The organism is Bacillus sp. (in: firmicutes), assembly GCF_031983925.1.
GTDB classification, from domain to species: domain Bacteria; phylum Bacillota; class Bacilli; order Bacillales; family Bacillaceae_G; genus Bacillus_A; species Bacillus_A pacificus.
The window spans coordinates 25613-44755 of sequence record NZ_DALYZR010000013.1 but is presented as its reverse complement, the minus strand read 5'-3'; the positions used below and the strand labels follow the sequence as shown (position 1 = coordinate 44755).

19 protein-coding genes, 1 tRNA gene and 4 pseudogenes are annotated in these 19143 nt (G+C 32.6%); 5 read left to right on the top strand and 19 right to left on the bottom strand.

The window, feature by feature from the left end; genetic code table 11:
• Window positions 1-39: 39 nt before the first annotated feature.
• The 3 genes and pseudogenes from RTP99_RS24180 to RTP99_RS24170 all read right to left on the bottom strand — a co-directional run bounded on the left by RTP99_RS24180 (window position 40) and on the right by RTP99_RS24170 (window position 2185).
• Window positions 40-1038 (bottom strand): hypothetical protein, encoded by a 999-nt coding sequence (locus tag RTP99_RS24180; protein ID WP_000358269.1) that lies wholly within the window; start codon window positions 1036-1038, stop codon window positions 40-42.
• Between the two features lie 197 nt (window positions 1039-1235).
• On the bottom strand, window positions 1236-1484 hold the full coding sequence (locus tag RTP99_RS24175) for a hypothetical protein (RefSeq protein WP_001983650.1): 249 nt from the start codon (window positions 1482-1484) through the stop codon (window positions 1236-1238).
• Window positions 1485-1771: 287 nt separating this feature from the next.
• Window positions 1772-2185, bottom strand: a pseudogene (locus tag RTP99_RS24170) (group I intron-associated PD-(D/E)XK endonuclease).
• Window positions 2186-2341: 156 nt separating this feature from the next.
• On the opposite strand from RTP99_RS24170, the gene RTP99_RS24165 reads away from it, so the two are divergent.
• A complete protein-coding gene (locus tag RTP99_RS24165) occupies window positions 2342-2956 on the top strand; it encodes a PH domain-containing protein (protein ID WP_000475206.1) in 615 nt (204 codons plus the stop codon).
• A gap of 141 nt (window positions 2957-3097) precedes the next feature.
• Window positions 3098-3367: pseudogene (locus RTP99_RS24160) on the top strand (IS3-like element ISBt2 family transposase); the annotation flags it as partial.
• Here the strand turns inward: RTP99_RS24160 and RTP99_RS24155 are convergent.
• The 6 genes and pseudogenes from RTP99_RS24155 to RTP99_RS24130 all read right to left on the bottom strand — a co-directional run.
• A pseudogene (locus RTP99_RS24155) lies at window positions 3368-3669 on the bottom strand (group I intron-associated PD-(D/E)XK endonuclease); the annotation flags it as partial.
• 114 nt (window positions 3670-3783) lie between these two features.
• Complete coding sequence (locus tag RTP99_RS24150; RefSeq protein WP_011040716.1) at window positions 3784-4071, bottom strand: hypothetical protein; 288 nt, start codon at window positions 4069-4071, stop codon at window positions 3784-3786.
• 215 nt (window positions 4072-4286) lie between these two features.
• Window positions 4287-6062 (bottom strand): DUF2326 domain-containing protein, encoded by a 1776-nt coding sequence (locus tag RTP99_RS24145; protein WP_046648392.1) that lies wholly within the window; start codon window positions 6060-6062, stop codon window positions 4287-4289.
• 1 nt (window position 6063) lies between these two features.
• The gene (locus RTP99_RS24140) at window positions 6064-6303 is read right to left on the bottom strand and encodes a hypothetical protein (RefSeq protein WP_000345319.1); all 240 of its coding nucleotides are present in this window, start codon (window positions 6301-6303) and stop codon (window positions 6064-6066) included.
• Window positions 6303-7712 (bottom strand): metallophosphoesterase family protein, encoded by a 1410-nt coding sequence (locus tag RTP99_RS24135; protein WP_000871568.1) that lies wholly within the window; start codon window positions 7710-7712, stop codon window positions 6303-6305. Before RTP99_RS24135 ends, RTP99_RS24140 begins: the two co-directional genes overlap by 1 nt.
• 509 nt (window positions 7713-8221) lie before the next feature.
• A complete protein-coding gene (locus tag RTP99_RS24130; RefSeq protein WP_000011491.1) occupies window positions 8222-8989 on the bottom strand; it encodes a hypothetical protein in 768 nt (255 codons plus the stop codon).
• Between the two features lie 373 nt (window positions 8990-9362).
• On the opposite strand from RTP99_RS24130, the gene RTP99_RS24125 reads away from it, so the two are divergent.
• Window positions 9363-9626 (top strand): hypothetical protein, encoded by a 264-nt coding sequence (locus tag RTP99_RS24125; protein WP_001058923.1) that lies wholly within the window; start codon window positions 9363-9365, stop codon window positions 9624-9626.
• A 243-nt stretch (window positions 9627-9869) separates the two neighbouring features.
• Here RTP99_RS24125 and RTP99_RS24120 read toward each other — a convergent pair whose 3' ends face one another.
• A complete protein-coding gene (locus tag RTP99_RS24120) occupies window positions 9870-10070 on the bottom strand; it encodes an SPX domain-containing protein (RefSeq protein ID WP_000124462.1) in 201 nt (66 codons plus the stop codon).
• Between the two features lie 152 nt (window positions 10071-10222).
• Between RTP99_RS24120 and RTP99_RS27935 the strand changes: the two are divergent.
• Window positions 10223-10309 (top strand): annotated as a pseudogene (locus tag RTP99_RS27935) (DUF6572 domain-containing protein); the annotation flags it as partial.
• A 535-nt stretch (window positions 10310-10844) separates the two neighbouring features.
• Here RTP99_RS27935 and RTP99_RS24115 read toward each other — a convergent pair.
• The 7 genes from RTP99_RS24115 to RTP99_RS24085 form a co-directional block, all read right to left on the bottom strand.
• A tRNA-Gly gene (locus RTP99_RS24115) sits at window positions 10845-10918 on the bottom strand.
• 108 nt (window positions 10919-11026) lie between these two features.
• Window positions 11027-11530 carry a metallophosphoesterase gene (locus tag RTP99_RS24110; RefSeq protein ID WP_000645499.1) on the bottom strand — a complete coding sequence of 168 codons (504 nt, stop codon included), beginning with the start codon at window positions 11528-11530 and terminating at the stop codon, window positions 11027-11029.
• Window positions 11531-11543: 13 nt separating this feature from the next.
• Window positions 11544-12152 (bottom strand): XTP/dITP diphosphatase, encoded by a 609-nt coding sequence (locus RTP99_RS24105; RefSeq protein WP_000815935.1) that lies wholly within the window; start codon window positions 12150-12152, stop codon window positions 11544-11546.
• Window positions 12153-12163: 11 nt separating this feature from the next.
• On the bottom strand, window positions 12164-12901 hold the full coding sequence (rph, locus tag RTP99_RS24100) for a ribonuclease PH (RefSeq protein ID WP_001261765.1): 738 nt from the start codon (window positions 12899-12901) through the stop codon (window positions 12164-12166).
• Window positions 12902-13029: 128 nt separating this feature from the next.
• Window positions 13030-14079 (bottom strand): spore germination protein GerM, encoded by a 1050-nt coding sequence (gerM, locus tag RTP99_RS24095; protein WP_001126762.1) that lies wholly within the window; start codon window positions 14077-14079, stop codon window positions 13030-13032.
• Between the two features lie 131 nt (window positions 14080-14210).
• Entirely contained in the window at window positions 14211-15020 is an 810-nt protein-coding gene (gene racE / locus RTP99_RS24090) for a glutamate racemase (RefSeq protein WP_000773996.1), read from the bottom strand.
• Between the two features lie 211 nt (window positions 15021-15231).
• Window positions 15232-16557 carry an MFS transporter gene (locus RTP99_RS24085; RefSeq protein WP_000503387.1) on the bottom strand — a complete coding sequence of 442 codons (1326 nt, stop codon included), beginning with the start codon at window positions 16555-16557 and terminating at the stop codon, window positions 15232-15234.
• 362 nt (window positions 16558-16919) lie between these two features.
• On the opposite strand from RTP99_RS24085, the gene RTP99_RS24080 reads away from it, so the two are divergent.
• The gene (locus RTP99_RS24080) at window positions 16920-17609 is read left to right on the top strand and encodes a type 1 glutamine amidotransferase domain-containing protein (protein WP_000728500.1); all 690 of its coding nucleotides are present in this window, start codon (window positions 16920-16922) and stop codon (window positions 17607-17609) included.
• Window positions 17610-17652: 43 nt separating this feature from the next.
• Here RTP99_RS24080 and RTP99_RS24075 read toward each other — a convergent pair whose 3' ends face one another.
• Both RTP99_RS24075 and RTP99_RS24070 read right to left on the bottom strand, forming a co-directional pair.
• Entirely contained in the window at window positions 17653-18291 is a 639-nt protein-coding gene (locus tag RTP99_RS24075) for a TetR/AcrR family transcriptional regulator (protein WP_001233021.1), read from the bottom strand.
• Window positions 18292-18447: 156 nt separating this feature from the next.
• Window positions 18448-19110 (bottom strand): type 1 glutamine amidotransferase domain-containing protein, encoded by a 663-nt coding sequence (locus RTP99_RS24070; RefSeq protein ID WP_000919615.1) that lies wholly within the window; start codon window positions 19108-19110, stop codon window positions 18448-18450.
• Between the last annotated feature and the right edge of the window lie 33 nt (window positions 19111-19143).

Genomic DNA, 19143 nt, shown 5'->3' with positions numbered 1-19143 from the left:
ATATGCTCGTTTCAAGAACCGAACGATTCTTTTTCATAATTATACGGGCAAATATCCTTCTCTTTCAACACGTAATAACCATTGATAGGCAATATGAAACTCTTCTAATTCAATATTATACGCTGTCATAAGCTCTTCTTCATCAATAGTCAACCCGAAACGCTTTCTACCAATTCTCTCTAAAACAGCAGCCCAAATCTCCACTTTATCCATTAATAGAGCGAATGGGAAAATGCTAATTTGCAATTCTTTCCAATATGTAACCATCGCATCAAATATATCAGGATAATTTTGCTCTAATCGACTTGATAATCTATGTATAATGTTATCGGATTGCTCCTCATTATGACCTGTAAATGCTGGAATTACCTTGATCGTATTCCCAAACTTTTCTACCTCTATCTCTTCTTCTATTTGATTTTCTATCATTTTATATAAAATAGAAGTTTTCAAATAAGGGTGCTGTTTTTCGTCTATTAAAAATTTCTTTAAAATAGGTAATGCAAGATCCAAATCTTTTAACGAAAGTTGCTGAATCGCTCTTAGCTTTTGCCCAAAGTTTTCTCCAAATATTTCATTAGTAAATTCATCTAACTCAAAATTCGAATCAACTCGTGATGTATCTACTTCATTTAACATACCTTCTGCAAATAAAGCGAGCTGCGCTAATTTTTCCTTTTGCTCAGGCATTACATCTTTCGTTTGCAAAACTTTTTCAACAGTTTCAATAACACCTTCATAATCATTTGTTTGAACTAAAATTGTCACATACGTTTCAAGAATATCACCAAATAAGACAGCTCCTGTTTCCAGTAACTGTTCACATTTCTCTTTCGCTTCTTCCATATGTTTTAATTCTAACAAACAAATAACCGAAGCTAGTTCCGTTTGTTCCGTTTCTGCATTATACTGACGTAATATTTCAAAGCAGCGCAATGCATCTTCGAATTTCCGCTCTTTCAGCGCTAAAAAACCTTCATCAATATAGCGCTCTGATAGTTGCGGAAACAATACGACCGTATTTTCTTTTTTATCCATACGTCCGCCTCTTTTTCTAGATTTTAATTATCTTTAAAGTAAATATATCAAATGAGTAATGAGAACACAACATCCCGAAACCCTTTGTTTGAAATATAGAAATATTTAATTTTTACATTTCAATACAAGTGAATTCCTACTCAAAATTAAAAATATGCAAATAAAAACCCTCAGCAATTCAAGCAGAGGATTCATCATTAATGGAAAGCTTTTATAATAGTGGGGTATATAACAAGGGTAATAATTTGGAGAACAATAATTGCCATAACAATCATGCTAAAGTAGAAGATTGGTTTACTTCGTTTCATTAAAAACATAATGATGAGCATCGTACAAGCAAACAAACTTAAGAAGAACAAACTCGTTGTCGAACTAAGTATACCACTTGGGACAAAGAACAATAACACAACACTACAAGTACCTATAATTCCAAATAACCATTCCATTCATTCACTCATTCCCTTTCCCTCTCATGGTAGTTTCCTCTACGCGATTAAATGTTTTACAACATCAACTACATACGTTAATTTCTCATACGCTACAAATCCAAAAGCAACTGTTAAACCTGTTACGATTAATCCCTTCATTATTTCTTCCTCCTCGTTTTATCGTTGTTACCTTCATTATAGAGGATTAGCAATTTGTTACCATCGAACTACCTTACAGTTACCTTACAGAATTGTAAGATTTCAAAGAGAGATTGAAAAAACACCTCATATCGCTTGAGGTGCTTTCACGGAATTTCTCTATAATCACTTGCAAAATTAACTTTTTTCTCTTGGTTATTTTTCGGAGAATCCACTCTTAAACTAATAGATTTACTAAATAATTTTGGGTTGAAATAATAACAACAATCCGTTTGAGGACAATATACACAATACACATCTATTTCTTCTTTATTCACTTCTTTTGCAGCGACTCCGCTTGCTGTAGAATAACTAGATCGGAATCTTACTTCCAGTATCCCTCTTGCATTCAACTCTCTATATTTCACTTGCACCCTTTTAAATACCCCGCCTTTATACACTACAAGATCAAAGGGCTAATGCTCTGTTTGTGGTATTAAAATCATATATCCTTTTTCATACAAATCAACTTGTGCCTTTAAAACAGCTAAATCTCCTTTTGTTTTTGTATGATGGTACACTTTTTCTCAGCACCTTTTTACATATTTTCAAAATAATATTCGTTCCTTTTCTTAACTTACCTCCCAACATTTTCTCATTAAAAGAAAACTCTTTGTTAAAACCATGTTAATATATTTTTGTATAATTAAGAATTTAATTTACAAGGGGGATTATATATGTTCAAAAAAGTAGCTGCTGATGTTTTAGGGTTAAGTGATGTAGGTTCTGTCATTACACCGAAAGATTATGACAAGGTCGATGCTGATGATTACGTAATGCATGAAGATGGAGAGAAAATTTATTTTCTAATTAAATCGAAATCAGATGAATATTGCTTCACAAACAAAGGATTACTTCACCTAGATGGTACAAGTGCGACAAGCAAAAAACGTACACTACGCCGCTTTAGCTATAGTAAATATCAAATTAAAAACGTAGCGCTTGAAACTGCGGGAACGATTGATTTAGATGTAGAAATTAAATTTCAAATGGGAGATGAACATTATTCAATTGATGTTCATAAAAAACATATCGAGGAATTAAAAGATTTATATAAAGCTTTACTTAAAATCGAAGAAATTTCATACGACAACGATATTACATTGCAGTATGCACATAAAAGTTTAGATATGGCATCTAACGCTTTTAGCCGTATTTCAAATGCACAAGTAAATTTAGCAGAGCAATTTAAAGAAATGAACGAAATCGCCTTTAACTGGCTCGTTGATACGAAGAAACAATATAATGTGAAAGATTATGGTTTTGTATTTGAGAAGTTTATTAATAACTAAACAGAAAACCTTGTTATCCAAGGTAAAATGAATCGGAATAGTGGTACATGCTAAAAACACCTCCTGAATTCGCACTAATTATGCAAATTCAATGGAGGTGTTTTCAATTTCAAAAAAACGAGAGTTCATTACCTAAAAGAAATGAACTGGTATCGTACCAGTCACACATTTCATTTTCAACAACCTGCAGGAAAACATTTTTTATGGAAAATAACCAAAAGAATTAAGTGAATTGGAACCACTACGATTAGAAAATAAACATTTAAAAACAAAAACAACAATAAAAGAGTTATACAGCATATTAGATTTTATCATTAGTTACAACGAACAAAACGTTTTAGAGATGATATAGAAGAAAAAATCAAAGACGTCTGTCTTAGGCATAAATTACGATATGGATATCGAAGAGTGAGGATTAAAATAATAACATAAGTCAGTTTGAGGACTAATATATGTGATACACATCTAATTCTTCTTTATTTCCTTCTTTTGTGGCGACTCCATTTACCGTAAAATAACTAGAACGAAATCTCACTTCAAGAATTCCTATCGAATTCAATTTTCTCTATTTCACTTGAACTCTCTTAATACACTGCAAGATTAAACCGAAAATGTTCCGTTTATAGTGTTAAAATCATATATTCTTTTTCATACAAATCAACTTGAACCTTTAAAACTGCTAAATTTCTTTTTATTTTTATATGATAGTGCACTTTTACTCAACACCTTTTTCAGCTATACCTTCTATGAAGTCCAATACTACAGCACCATAAATAACATACAATTCCAAAAGAGCCATATAGATCATATGACTCTTTTGTATAGAATTATCTTTTTATTTTTTTTAGTTCTTCAACCGCAAACTCTAAAGCTTTAACAAATGTTTCTAGTTCAGAGTCGCCTAAAAGCTCAATTTCGATAGCTTGTGGTTGCTCCACATTAGTAACACCGCTCAAATTCTCCTCATACTTCAAATTCCATGATGTAGAAGCATGATCCTCCAATCTAAAAACCGTTCTACCACCATGACCTGAGTCTCCTCCTCGAAGACCCGTACTTTCTATTTTAACATTCAAAATATTAAAACCCATAATTTCTTTTTCTATTTTTTTCATAACTTTTGCACTTCCTCCTTCCAATAAAAATCACCATATAATCATAATATCATCTTTTCACAATACCCCCAACAAACAAGCCTAATTATTTGAATAACTAGAGATTAATACACTTAGGTTCACTTAAACTACAATTATTGTTACCTAGACACTCCCCCATACAAACCATATTAAATCCACATCAATATATGTTATACACATCTTTAAAGAAAAGATTAATTTGAAACAATCTTATTGTTTATTTTCACACCTAAGAATCTATCTTTATGGGTATCCCCCCTTCTAAACTTAGCTATAATTTTGTTTTTTTCATCGAAATATTGAATATCTTCATCGCTTAGTTCATCTACATTTAAAGTAACTAAATATTGACCACAACCTAAATTTTCCAATTCTTTATCAACAAACTTTAAAAGTTTTTCTTTTGGGTTTTTATCTGGTTTTGAATAAGAGCCATCATGAATTAAAAAACCAATATTATTTAAATTATACGTTAACCTTTTCATAAACCACGTTAAATCAAACATATTAACTTTCATATAATTTCTTCCATGAGAACCTTCATCGTCAATTTTACAAGTAACCAATATTCTACCCGTGTTATTAGTAAGGCCTGTTTTTAGATTCATTTCAAATTCCAGTAATCCCTCTTCGCCGTATGCTTCATTAACTAACGTATTAAAAACATCGCTTATTTCATTAATAAATTCTTTATACAAATCAAACTTTTCCTGAAATACCAATGATTGCCTCATAACTTCTTGTTTTATTTTAGCTATATCTGAATTTATTTTACTTTTTTGCTCATAGAAATTTATCTTACCTTCCACTTGATTTAATTCTTTGTATATAATATCTTTTTCGGAATTTATAGCATTAATATCGTTTAATATATCGCTTTTTTTGAAACTTTTAGAATAAACATCTAATTTAAATTTTACATTCTGTATTTCGTTCTTTAATTTTTTTATTTCCATGCTAATTTCTTGAATTCTTAGCGTAAAATAGGCTCCCCTATTTTCAACCATATATTCATAAAAATCTTGAACTTCATCTTTTGATTTACTTATTTTGTCCGGAAAGTATTCAATTAACTGCTCAAAAAACTGTTCTATGTCATTAAATTTTTTTATTTGCTCTACTTTCCCAACTAGATTTTCAATATTTTTTTCATACTGCTTTTTTACAAACTCTAATTCATAAATGTCATTCTGTAAATCACTGTATTCTTTTCTATATTTTTTATATTTCTTCGCATAATCGTCCATAGAATCAACAATACTTAATGTCTTTACTTTTTTATCAATTTGTTTCAAATCATTTTTCAATGTTTTTTGTCTCGTCTTTAACTCTACGATTTCATTCTTCATAGACTCAATAAACTTAATTTTTTCTTGTAGTTTAATCCAATCGGACTTTATTATGTTTATTTTACTTTCAAAATCTAAAGGTAAGTCAAATAAATAACAAAATATTTTTGATACATCTTCTCCAGAACGATTAGGCAGATTTATATCATTAAAACCTTTTCTTTCATCTCTTATAATATATTCTTTTAAAGAAGCAAAACTAGGTTCGTTCTTTTTCAAACAAATAATTTCATCATTAATATAAGACTTATAATCTTCCTCTTTAAATTCTTTCCATACATCCAAATTAAAATCTAATTCTTTATCTTCTAAAATATATCCCTTTTCGTTATTCAAAAAGTTTCTTGCTAAAAATATTTTTCTCTCTTCGCTTTGAATTTCTAGTATCAAGAGCATTCTAGAGTTTTTAATGGCCTTACTATTTTTCAATTCACTTGGACAAGAAGATCCTAATAAATAGTTGATTGAATCAATCATTGTAGATTTCCCCACACCATTAGTTTCATCAGTTGCTTTAGTTCTTTCACCAAGTATTATATTTATTCCATATGGATTAAATACATATTCTTGTTTAATTTCCTTTTCAATTGAATTATACACATATAATTTTTTTAAAATCATACTATACCTTCTCAATCCTATTATTTTTTATTTTTACTAACTCTAAAGAGTACAAAAAAGATAAAGCTAAGTATAAGATTCTTTCTAAATTCAAATTAAGCTGGACATCTTCTTGTTCGATATATTTATTAAATAACTCATCTAAATGATAACTTTGATCCAGCAATTCATAACATGTTTTAGCCACCCATAAAACATTATCTTCCAGATTAAATTGCTTATTAAGTAAAAAGAAATCCATTATGAAACTCCTTTCTTTATCGTTTCATTGTAAATATCACATTCGTGAATTCCCCAATATATTAATATAGAAATATATTTTTCAATTTCAATTAAAGATAGCTCCGTTTCATTAATGTATTCTTCAACTACCGTCTGCAGTATTCTATCAAAAACATCATCTCCATCCTCACACTTTTTCCAATTCCTCCTATAAACCCTAGATATTAAACTTGAAATTAAATCTTTTCCTTCAAAACTCACAAACGCAGAGGTATTATAAATCTCATTTATAATAGGAAAATAAATTGATTGTTTATCGAAATCTATTTGAAAACTTTTAGAACAAAGCATATTTGTAAATTTATCATTTACATCTTTTTTCACGAACTTCCCAGTAGCAGGCTTTTCACCGTCTAAAATTTCAATAAATTTAATTAGAAAAGATTTAAATTTATTTTCATTTAGATGATTAGATTTTTTATTTAAAGATTTAGTTTTTTTTTTGAGTTTATCGATCCCAAATTCAAAATATCCGTTTCTCAACCTTCGATCTAATGAATTATCTATATACCAAAATTCATTTTCTTGATGCCATTTATGATATTTCACTTTAGCAGTAGTGCTCGTTATATCAAATTCTCCCTCAATAAATACAGGATCTGAATACTCATCAACAACATTTGCTCCGCAAGTAAATACATATGTGGCATTAAAATTATCTAACACCGCTCCTAAATTCGTTTTATGCACATGTCCACATAAATAAAAATCAATACAACTATCTGATAATCTATTTTTAAATGTTTCAATTTCATCTTTATGTAAGCAATTTAATGTATGGTGCCCCAATGCAAAAGTAATTTTTGATTTATCTAACTTTTTCAATGTCGCATATAACTTGTCTAGCCCAACCAAAATCTTCCCTTCTACATCATCCGCTCCAGCAACTAAACATGTATTAATATGTAATATATTCACGTCTTTATGATTTATAAAAAAATGCAAATCATCCTTAGGATATTCCCGTTCAAGAAATTTTTCATAAAACTCAATAAATGCTTTTTGACCACTGTATAGACTCCTAAAAGGTTTCTCTCCTAATTCATTAATTTTTTTTCTAGCATTTTCATTATTGATAATTGAATCTATAATAAGCTCCGCAATTTCATCTCTTTTTACATCATGGTTCCCTGGTACAATAAACACACTTGATTTTTCAATCCCCAAACTTTTCAGTATACTTTCTAAAAAAATAAATAGATCTTCTGTATAATCACTACCTCGATGAGCAAAATCCCCTGTGATAAACAAAATATCTATTGTACCCGAAAACGTTTCATCCAAATAAGTAATAAAACTATCTCTCATAACATCTGTTTCGTAATTTTTATATAAATAATGTAAATCTGATAAATGAAGCCATTTCATCAATTTTCACCAATCCTGTCTCTTTTACTATTAAAAATATTTTATCATATATTTATTACGATTTTCTGAAATAAACAACACATTTTCGCATCCCCTGCCTATTCATAACTGTATAGACTATTATCACACCTTTTTAGTATCTAGCATTTCATTTATATATAACACTTTTAAAGTTTAGTGTCATAAAAATACTAACTTTTTTCTTTTGTTACGGTATAATTTAAATTCACGAATTTATTAACCACATCTCCAAAAACTGGCCGAAAAATATTATCATCTAATTCTAAAAAATAAATCCCTTCATCAATTTGTATTAAAATCAATACCATATCTAGTTGCCCAAACAATGATTATGTTAATCATTTTAACTAAATAAATGTAAAAATAACATTATATAATTTATAAGAAATAAAAAAATCTTATTACCAGAAGATAACAAGATTTCAATATTGACTTTAAAGATATTCAAACTTCCAATTAATTCAATACCTCACTATATAGCTTTAATTTTACACAAGTGATTGAGAAAGATTTTTATTTTTCTTAATCAATCCAATTCGATATTTCTCAATTAACATATTCCTATATTCTTGATAACTTCGTCCTTCTTTGTTATGCTTATAGCCTTCAATTTTTTCATACATTATATCAAAATTCAAATCATATTTTTCAAAATCTACTGCTATATGCTGAATAAGATCCATTAAATTTTTAAATAAGTTTCTTTTCAATTGTATCGCTACAATATTTTCGCTATTAATCTTTCCTGTAATCTCTTTATCTAGAGCGTTTTCATTATTAGAATAGGCAAATTTCCATTGACCATGAGCTATTTTATTTCTAATACTTACAGACTCTTTAAAATCATTTTCTATTAACTGTATCAACCCTTTATATCTAGCTCTTTGAGTATACCTAAGCTCTAAATCCAAGTGTTTTCTAGTAAATGGAATATTATATTTTTTACAAACAGACATATTAATTAGACCTATTATTCTTTGTTCCAACGATTTTGAATTTCTTATTTCCAAAATATCTTCTTCTGTAAAAGAATTATTATCATAACATATTTTCAATATGGATGCTTCCATCCATATTACTGTAATATTAGATAATAATCTGGTAAAAACTATTTCTTCATCCCTTTTCTCAGTTCTTATAGATTCTTTAATTTTACTTTCAATACTACTATATGCCGCATCAATTAACTTTACATTTTGGCATTGCTGCTTATATAACGGACTGTAATTAGCTGAATTATCAGAAACAAAACTCAATGTTCATTCCTCCCGACCAAAATGTATAAAAATTTATACATTTTGGTCGAAGGGAATCGAACCCCCATCTCCTATACAAAGTATAGGCGAGTTAAACCGTTACTCCACGACCTCACACTCATTTTAACATTACAAGGAAATATTTACAATATGTTTCTCTGTCCCATACAAATTAAAATTTCAATGCAAGTGCGATTTCTTAGAATTATGCTAAAATCTATTTACCGATATATATTTTTTTGAATTCGAGCACTCTCTTATACCAGAAGAAAGCTTCAACAAAATTCTTTCATCTTATGCAAAATTAAAGAACTCTCACTTTTTTATACTAATAATAAAATTAAAATTCCCATAAATACTAGGAGGATTTTTCATGAACAATTTCACTACCTTAGTATGCAGCACCGAAGAATACCATAAAACTCCAGATAAATGTTGTTGCTATATCACTGAAAAATGCTCAAATCAATTCGAAGCAACAAACTTAGCAAAGATGCTCAAAGGCAAATATTCTAATTTCAAAGATTACTCAAACTTAGCTATTTTACAACACAACAATAAACAAGAATATAAAGTAATTCTCATCTCAACTAAATGCAACTTCCATCGCCTACTCGGGGTAATGATAAGCAAATAATCTATTCATGATTTCCTTTAACGTTCTATAAATAATGTTATTATTTTTCACCTACAGACTTCAGAATATCCTTACTCTATCCCTTTATCTTTAATGTAATTTAAAAGGATCTACCGATAGTAACTTTATACTTGAACCAGGAATTTGGTTATTAGCGAAACAGAAACCCTTGTTATCAAAAGATAACAAGGGTTTCTCAGCGTCCCAGGAGAATTTCGAGCTCCCACTCCGCCCATTTCCGTACTATTTTATATATTTTGATCGCAGTCTTAATATATCTTCTCCTTCGCGAATGCCTGCCGATCCCTTCCTCACATTTTTTACGACAGTCCAATTCGGATTAGTTTCATCACCGATGTTCTGTACTGTAAAGTTGCCATCACCATATTTCCGTTGACCTTCTGCCAATTTCTCCGTTAACTCATTCTCATTTGATCTCGCCATCTTTGCGCCATCTCCCTTTTTTATACGACCTTCTTAAACCATCTAACCAATCACAGGTCCAGTCAATTGGAGATTCTCGTTTTCCGCTTCTATCCATTGTAACACACTAACGGGGATAAGTTTCGATAACGGTTGCTCAATCGTACTAGGACGGTAAAAAGTTTTATAATATTGTAAGTGAACAGTTAGGAGAATCTGGATATGGATTTGAGTTCCATCATAAACCTATTGATTCTTGAAATGAAATAAGAGGAATCGGGCGCATAAATGGCGCTCTTTTCTTCATGCACTTCAATCCGTTACACATAATAATTACCATATATTACGTTATATTTTTCACACCTTTTGCACATACATCAATTTGTAGACAAACAAAAAACCTTGTTATCAAAAGATAACAAGGTTTTTTTAGCGTCCCAGGAGAGATTCGAACTCCCGACCGACGGCTTAGCTTACCACCATAGCTTTCGCTACCAGCAATTACTGTTTGTAGTCTGGACTATATCTTCACCATTTCAGGTGCGACACGTGTAGTCTCTACGGAACCTCACGATGATTTTCATCATACTTCAGAGTCTTTACCATTAAGTTTCACTTAATCATTCAAAACTCCTTAATCTTTTTCAAGATCGTAAGTTTCCTCGGTATTACCATCAGCCGAACTGTTAAGGCTTCACCGATATAGTGTCGTCCACTTTATAGGTTCTTGTTTCCCTATAAAGGCTCCTATTTTTCTTGAAGGCCGTTGCTCTATCCTGCTGAGCTACTGGGACATGGAGCGGGTGAAGAGAATCGAACTCTCGACCAGAGCTTGGAAGGCTCTTGTTTTACCACTAAACTACACCCGCATAGGTTATTTTATTTTCTTCGTTAGCGCCGTTGCCCTATCGACAATATTTATTATATGTATAACCATACATAAAGTCAACACCTTTTTTAAAAGAGGATAATTTTTCTTATCCTCTTTTAAAAACTGCTTGTTCAACTAGCTGTCCGTCTAGTGTTTCAAAACGAACTTCCATTTGATTTTCATCCATTTCTAATAAAGCAAATGTTTTTTCTACACGCTGACGCGGTAATAAAATACTGCCTGGATTAATAAATAAAACGCCGTCGATTAATTCCGCACCTAATACGTGAGAGTGTCCGAAGCATGCAACTTGCGCCCCTACCTCTTCAGCACGGTATGCTAATGTTTGTAACGTCATTTTCACGTTATGACGATGTCCGTGCACAACTATGAAACGAACACCATCTACATCAGTTACAATTTCGTCTTGAAAGTTAGCATAATCACAATTCCCTTTTACAACATGGAAACCTTGCAGCTCTTCATGAGCAGGCGTTAGCTCTGAATCACCGCAATGAATCATGATATCTACTTTCCCTTCATACTTCTCTTTTAACTGCTGTAATTCCTTCACAGAGCTATGACTATCGCTTACGATTAAAGCTTTCATCAATCTCTCTCCCTTATTCTCCTAAAAACCATTCAGGGATTTTTTCTTCTAGCTTACGTAGAGCACGTCCGCGGTGACTAATAGCATTTTTCTCATCTGAACTTAGTTCGGCCATCGCTTTTTTATATTCTTCCACATAAAAAATCGGATCATATCCGAAGCCGTTTTCCCCGCGGCGTTGTTCTAAAATAAACCCTTCGCACGTCCCATTTACAATGACAGGCTTTTTATCCCCTTCAGGGAATGCCACTGCTAATGCACAGTAGAAACGAGCTTTACGCTTTTCAAACGCTACGTCATTTAATTCTTGTAAAACTTTATCAATATTTGCTTGATCATCTTTCGGCTCTCCAGCAAAACGTGCTGAATACACACCTGGTTTCCCGTTTAAAGCATCTACAATAAGACCTGAATCATCCGCAATTACAATTGCATTCAATTGTCTACTCAAACTGTCCGCTTTTAAGATTGCATTTTCTTCAAATGTTTCACCAGTTTCTTCGACTTCTTCAATATGAGGAAAATCGTGTAATGATTTCACTTCTAAATCAAATCGCTCAAATAACTCAGCAAATTCACGTACTTTCCCCATATTTTTTGTCGCTACAACAACTTGTTTCATACTTTCCACCTCTACTCTATATGAGATACGATGTCACCTAACGCTTCTTTTTGCATGTCAATCAGTTGGAAAATGCCTTGTTCTGCAGCATCAAGTAATTCATTTAACTGCGCTCTACTAAACGTCGCTTCTTCTCCAGTTCCTTGCACTTCAACGAACTGACCTTTTCCAGTCATAATTACGTTCATATCAACGTCTGCTTTAGAATCTTCTGCATAGTTTAAATCTAAAACAACACCTTGTTCTTCAACAATTCCTACTGACGTTGCTGCTAAATAATCTTTTACTGGAATTTTAGATACTTTTTCTGCTTGTAGTAATTTCTCAAACGCTAATACCATTGCTACATATGCACCTGTAATAGAAGCTGTTCTCGTTCCACCATCCGCTTGAATAACATCACAATCAATCCAAACCGTTCTCTCACCAAGCGCTTCTAAGTCAACTACCGCACGTAATGCTCGTCCAATTAAGCGCTGGATTTCCATTGTACGTCCTGTTACTTTCCCTTTACTTGACTCCCTAATTGTACGTTGTTCTGTCGCACGTGGAATCATCGCGTATTCAGCTGTTACCCAGCCCTTTCCTTCTCCACGCATAAAAGGCGGGACACGCTCTTCAATTGTCGCTGAGCAAATTACCTTAGTATCCCCAACCTCAATTAATACTGATCCTTCTGGATGTTTTAAATAATTCGTATGAATATGTATATGGCGTAACTCTGTTTTCTCTCTACCATCTACTCGCATAACAATAACCTCCTCATAACTACTTGTTAGTATAGCCAAATTTAAATGTATGATATGTATACAATAAAAGAAGGGGAACCCAAAAAGCAATTCCCCTTTCTTACTTAAGTATATCAAATTATTGGCGATTAAAAACTACCTGTATTCACGTTTTCTGGACGATCTACAGGTTTTATTAACTTTCCGCCCTTTTCATCTATAAGATTCGCTTTACCATTTACTTCAATAGAAACGCTTTTCACGCCTTTCTTTTCTGTTAAAGATAAAACTAATGACTTCAATACGTAATTTGAAATCATATTTTTATCTGGGTTTATAAATATATTTTCATTAAAGTTTAATGTAAGATTTCCATCTTGTAATTTCGGATTCGTAATGAGCTTAACTCCTGGATTGAAATCGTTCAGAAGAGATTGATGAATCGGTCCTTTTACAAGTTCATCTACAATTGCTGCATAATCATTTTCTTTTCCTTCTACAACGCGGCGTGTTACTGGTACGTAGTATTGCTGTTTATTATTATTTTGTGCCATAAAATAAAGTGTTACTGGTTTTGTATTTGTTACATCCGCTACTTGCTCATCATCGAAGTTAATACCGTTCGCACGGCTCACCCCTTCACCAAGCGGTGTACCACCAACAGGCATCTTCGCTAATTTTTCACCATTTATTTGGAACTGCACTTGTTTTATTTCTTTAAATTGCGTCAACGTCCATGCAATAGATTCAACGATTTGACGTTCTTCCTCTTTTGCATAGTTTTTCATTTCTTTAGAAAAATCAATGACTGCCGTCCCATCTTTTTTCAAGTTTAGGGTCATCGATGTATTCGCCGGAATGACTGCACGGAACCCATTCGGTAACAAATTCGTTACCGGTCCATCTTTCACAAGGTACTCTAACGTTTGCTGAATAACCTCATTTGCTTTCGGAGTAGGTATAGCTAACGTTTGCGGTACAACATAGCCATTTTTATCAACAAGGTATAGTTCTCTATTCACCGTTTGTCCTTGCTTATCTTTCTTAGATACTTCTTTCTTTCCACCCTCTGTATACGTAACTTGTTTTGGCGGATCAATTTGCTCCGTTGCTTTCTCTTGATTTATAAAGCCACACCCTGTTAGTAAAACAGCGCTCACAGTAGCACCAACAACCCATTTAAAAGTGGATTTAGGCATGCCATTCCCCCCTAAAATCTAAGTTTGTACTATTATGTATACGAGCTGTTTCATGTTTTAGAACAAGCTGTGCTCCCTATAAACAAAAAAACTCCTGATTTCTCAGGAGTTCACTTATATGAATTCTATTATTATTCTTTTTCTAAATAAATATGTTTCACATTTTCAATCGGTTGACCGAACCATTTTGATGCAATTTCTTTAAATAGACCTATTTTCCCTGTTGTTAAGAAGAGATGATCACTTTGTTCCTCTCCCTCATTCAACATTTTACTATGGTATAAAATGGTACTTACTTCACGCGCCGTTTCATCACCAGAACTAATGAGTTGCACTTTATCTCCCATTACTTGTTTAATAACAGGACCTAAAATTGGATAATGTGTACAACCTAAAATAAGCGTATCAATATCAGTGTTTTTCAGCGGTTGCAACGTTTCTCTTACAACTTCATACGCCATTTCACTTTCGAAATTACCGCTCTCTACAAGCTCAACAAAAGGTGGACACGCTAAACTTTCTACCATAACACGATTATTAATAGACTTTAACGCTTCCTCGTATGCACCACTTTTCACCGTTCCAATCGTTCCAATAATCCCAACATGATACGTGTTTGTCATTTTTAAAGCTGTACGTGATCCTGGGTGAATAACTCCTACCACTGGAATTGGTAATTGTTTCTGCATCTCTTCTAATACAACTGCAGTTGCTGTATTACATGCAATAACTAACATTTTGATATTTAAATCTAGTAAATGCTCCGTCATTTCCCACGTAAATTGACGCACTTCTTCTCGAGAACGTGGACCATAAGGGCAACGTGCTGTATCCCCTAAATATATAATGCGCTCTTTCGGCAACTGACGAATTAATTCCTTCGCCACTGTTAAACCGCCAACTCCTGAATCGATAACACCGATTGCTCTATTCAACTTCATCACCCGTTTTCTCATTCATCATCTTATTTTATCATTATATTTTTCACACTTTAAGTTCGCTCACTTAAACTGCTTCTATATGAAAATTTTCATTTGTACCTGTATAGACTAGGACCTTTTTTATTTTGCTCCTTTTTTTCATAATTTGCAAGACAGAAAAATAACCGACCTTCTATATGAAAGTCGGTTTCTTCTATAATAAAGTACATCTTTAATGCTCCATCTTTTTTTGGAAAGAAGACATTCCTATTAATAAAAAGAAATGGGCAGAAATTAACATGACGATTAAAATAAAATTGAAACGATAACTATTTGTAGATTCCATAATTTTGCTCGCAACAGCTGGTCCAAATGCCATACCGAAAAAGTTAATTAAATTATATAAGCCAAGACCGACTCCAACTTTAGCTGCATGTAATGTTTTCGGTATAAATGTGTTCAATGATACTTGAATGGCAGAATAACTCATAAATGTCAAAATAATCGCCAATACAATAACGACTATACTTCCATTCGGAATAAACCCTAAAATTAAAAAGCCAACAATCATAATGACAGACGCTACATAAATCATATTCACATTTCCAAACGAAGGAACAATTTTCCCCGTAATAAAACTAGACACAATACCAAAGAGTGATGCAACAAATAATACAATTCCGATAACAAACGGAGACAATCCGTGCTCTCTTCCTAACAGTAATGGCAACAATAATAAATTAGCACATAACGCCACATTAATTATAAATCCGACTGTTATTAAACGAAGAAATGCTTTGTTCGAAAACAACTCAATATCGATAAATGGATGCTCCGCTTTCTTCATACGAACCGTGAATAAAAATAAAGAAATTATCGATAACACAAATAGCCAACTATTCATATTGACACCTAATAAAACAGTCGTAATGAATGCAAATAGTAACGCCGCTCCAATGTAATCAAAATGAAACGCTTCATCCGTGTGCCGTGCTTCTTCTGGCATAAATTTTATAAGCAAGAAAATCCCCACTACTGAAATAACCATAAATAAAAATAAATATGGCCACCCTAGTGTATTTGTAATAGCCCCGCCAACTAAAGGGCCAATACCTACTGCTAATGCAATAGAAGAACTAATCATCGCTAACGCACCAGGCTTCTTATGAGGAACAACTAATTTGGCCACTGCAATCATACTAAGCGCAATAAACGCTGCACCCCCGCTCGCTTGCACTAATCTTGCAAGAATGGTAATCACATAAGATTGATTCATAAATCCAATAATAGAACCCAATACAAATATGATAATCGAAATAATTAATAGTTTTTTTACACTGTAACGATCAGCAAGCTTCCCATATATCATTGAACCAATACCGACAACTAAAGAATAACCTACTACAACCCAACTTACTTTCGATTGACTAATAGATAAATCATGAGCAATATCCTCTAACGCAACATTAAATAAAACCGCATTCATCGGTCCTAATAAAACGATAAAACATAATGTGAAAACAAACCATTTTGAATGATTACTTATATCTTCCCCCATGTGTAACACCTCTCCTGATTGTAGTAATTGAAAACGAAAAATGAAGTTGTTTAGCTCTTCTATTATCACTAGACAACTTCATCAAATGTATACATTTATCGCGCGACAAATTGAATTCGAAACGAAACATGTACGTTGTTCGATATTCATGGAACTATCATAGTTTCAGCATTATAGTTTGTCAACGAAAAAATATACAAAGTAAACTAATTTAGTGTTTTTAGTTTACTTTGTTCGAAAATTATTATACACTAATTTCGAATCCGATATAAGGAGGACTGACATGGTTATTCAGATTTGCAATTTTTAACTTAATAAAATAATGAACTTATATATAGAAGAAACATTATAGGAGGATTATGATGAAGAAAAAAATGTTAGTTGTATTAACGAGCGTTGAAAAATATCCAAATTTAAATCGAGCTACTGGCCTTTGGCTTGGTGAAGCTGTTCATTTCGTTAAAAAAGTTGAAGAAGCTGGTTACGAAGTAGATTATATTAGCCCACAAGGTGGTTATACACCGATTGATCCGCATAGTTTAGCAATGGCGGAGAGCATCGATTGGGAATGGTATCAAAAGAAAGAATTTATGAATCGCCTCGGTTCTACACTGAAACCAAGTGAGGTGAATCCAGAAGACTATGCTGTTATTTATTACGCAGGTGGTCACGGTGTGATTTGGGACTTCCCTGAAAATAAAGAACTCCAAATGATTAGCCGTAGCATTTATGAAAATGGCGGAATTGTTTCCTCTGTTTGTCACGGAGCTGCTGGTTTATTTCATATTACATTAAGTAATGGGGAACGTTTAATTAGCGGTAAAAAAGTAACAGGATTCTCAAATGAAGAGGAAAAACTAGCTGAATTAGATCAATTCGTTCCATTTTTAACAGAAGATGAACTTATTAAAAATGGAGGGCTTTACGAAAAAGCTACACAGCCTTGGGAAGCTTTCGCCGTAGAAGATAACCGTGTTATCACTGGTCAAAACCCAGCTTCAGGTGGTCCAGTAGCTGAATTAGTATTACAACACTTAAAAAAGAACATGTAATAAAAAAAGCAGATTTTCCATTCATATAGGAAAATCTGCTTTTTTACGAAATCATTTGTAAAATAGCCATAACTTCTTTTTCAATTTCAGAATCATCAATCGCTTCTATATACTCCGGTTTAAACAGTTGATACTTCTTTAGTTGATAAAAATCAAGTATCGCTTTCTTTAACGTAATATCGTACTGAATACAAAAAGAATGATCTATAATACGTCTTAACATCACATCATCTTGCACCATAAATAATTGTGCGTTCATCTTATTAAAGTAGCCTTGTTCCATACCAGCTTCAAAAAACATTTGCAAATTATGATTACGATTTTGTTGTGCAGCGACTAACTGATCAGATAAGTGCGGATATGCCTCTTTCAAATCTTGTAAAAAGACATCAGAAATGTATGTCACACATTTTAAAGAGTGAATAAACGTCTTTTGGAAACGTTCTGCAAAAGACATACTTTCATCTTGATTATCCGCATCCCCTTCAAGAAGGTAGTTCATAAAATCTTCTACCACAGCTTCAATAATCTCATCTTTTGAAGAAAAACGTTTATATAAAGTAGCTTTACTAATATCCATATACTTCGCAATTTCATCTATTTTCAATTGACTAAAACTCGTTTTTCTAATAACGGGCTTTATTTTATTAATATAAGTATTTGCACACGCAACTTTTCTCATTAAAAGAGCCTCCCCTTTTGTCCATACAAAATAGTATAGCAAATTCACGATTAATTATAAATGAAGTCACTATACTCAATACATCTTTTTAGTTTAAAGAGTCATTTATGCTATAGAAAAAATGCCCGCTACCTTTATGAGTAACGAGCACTTTTTCTATACTTTATTTATAACTCTTCTTATAGCTTTCCCTATTTCCATACTAGACTGCGGATTTTGCCCTGTAATTAAACGCCCATCTACTACGACGTGCGGCGTAAAATTTGGAGCAACATAAAACAAAGCCCCTTCTTCTTTCAATTTACTTTCTAACAAAAACGGCACTCGCTTTTCTAAATGTACAGCTTTTTCCTCATCATTTGTATAACCTGTTATATGCTTACCCGCACTAAAAAACGAGCCGTCCTTATTTTTCACACCGACTAAAGAACTTACTCCGTGACACACAGCCGCTACAATTCGGTTGTTGTTGTACATATTCACAATTAAATTTGCAACATATGGATTACCTGGAAAATCTACAATCGCCCCGTGTCCACCACCAAATAAAACTGCATCATAATCCGAAAAATGAACCGTTGAGATCGACTTCGTATTTTGCAATAAAGAAGCGACATGCTTAAATTCACGAGGTATCCCGTTCGGAATAGAAACTCTATCAATCGGCACTCTACCGCCCTGTATCGACACAATATCAACATCGAACTTAGCTTTTTTAAACAAATTATAAGGAGCTGCGAGCTCTTCCAGCCACAAACCAGTCGGGTGTCCATTCATATCATGAGCGCTTGTTGAAACTAACAATATCCTTTTCAACATATCCCCTCCTTACTACCTATTTATGTATGGAGT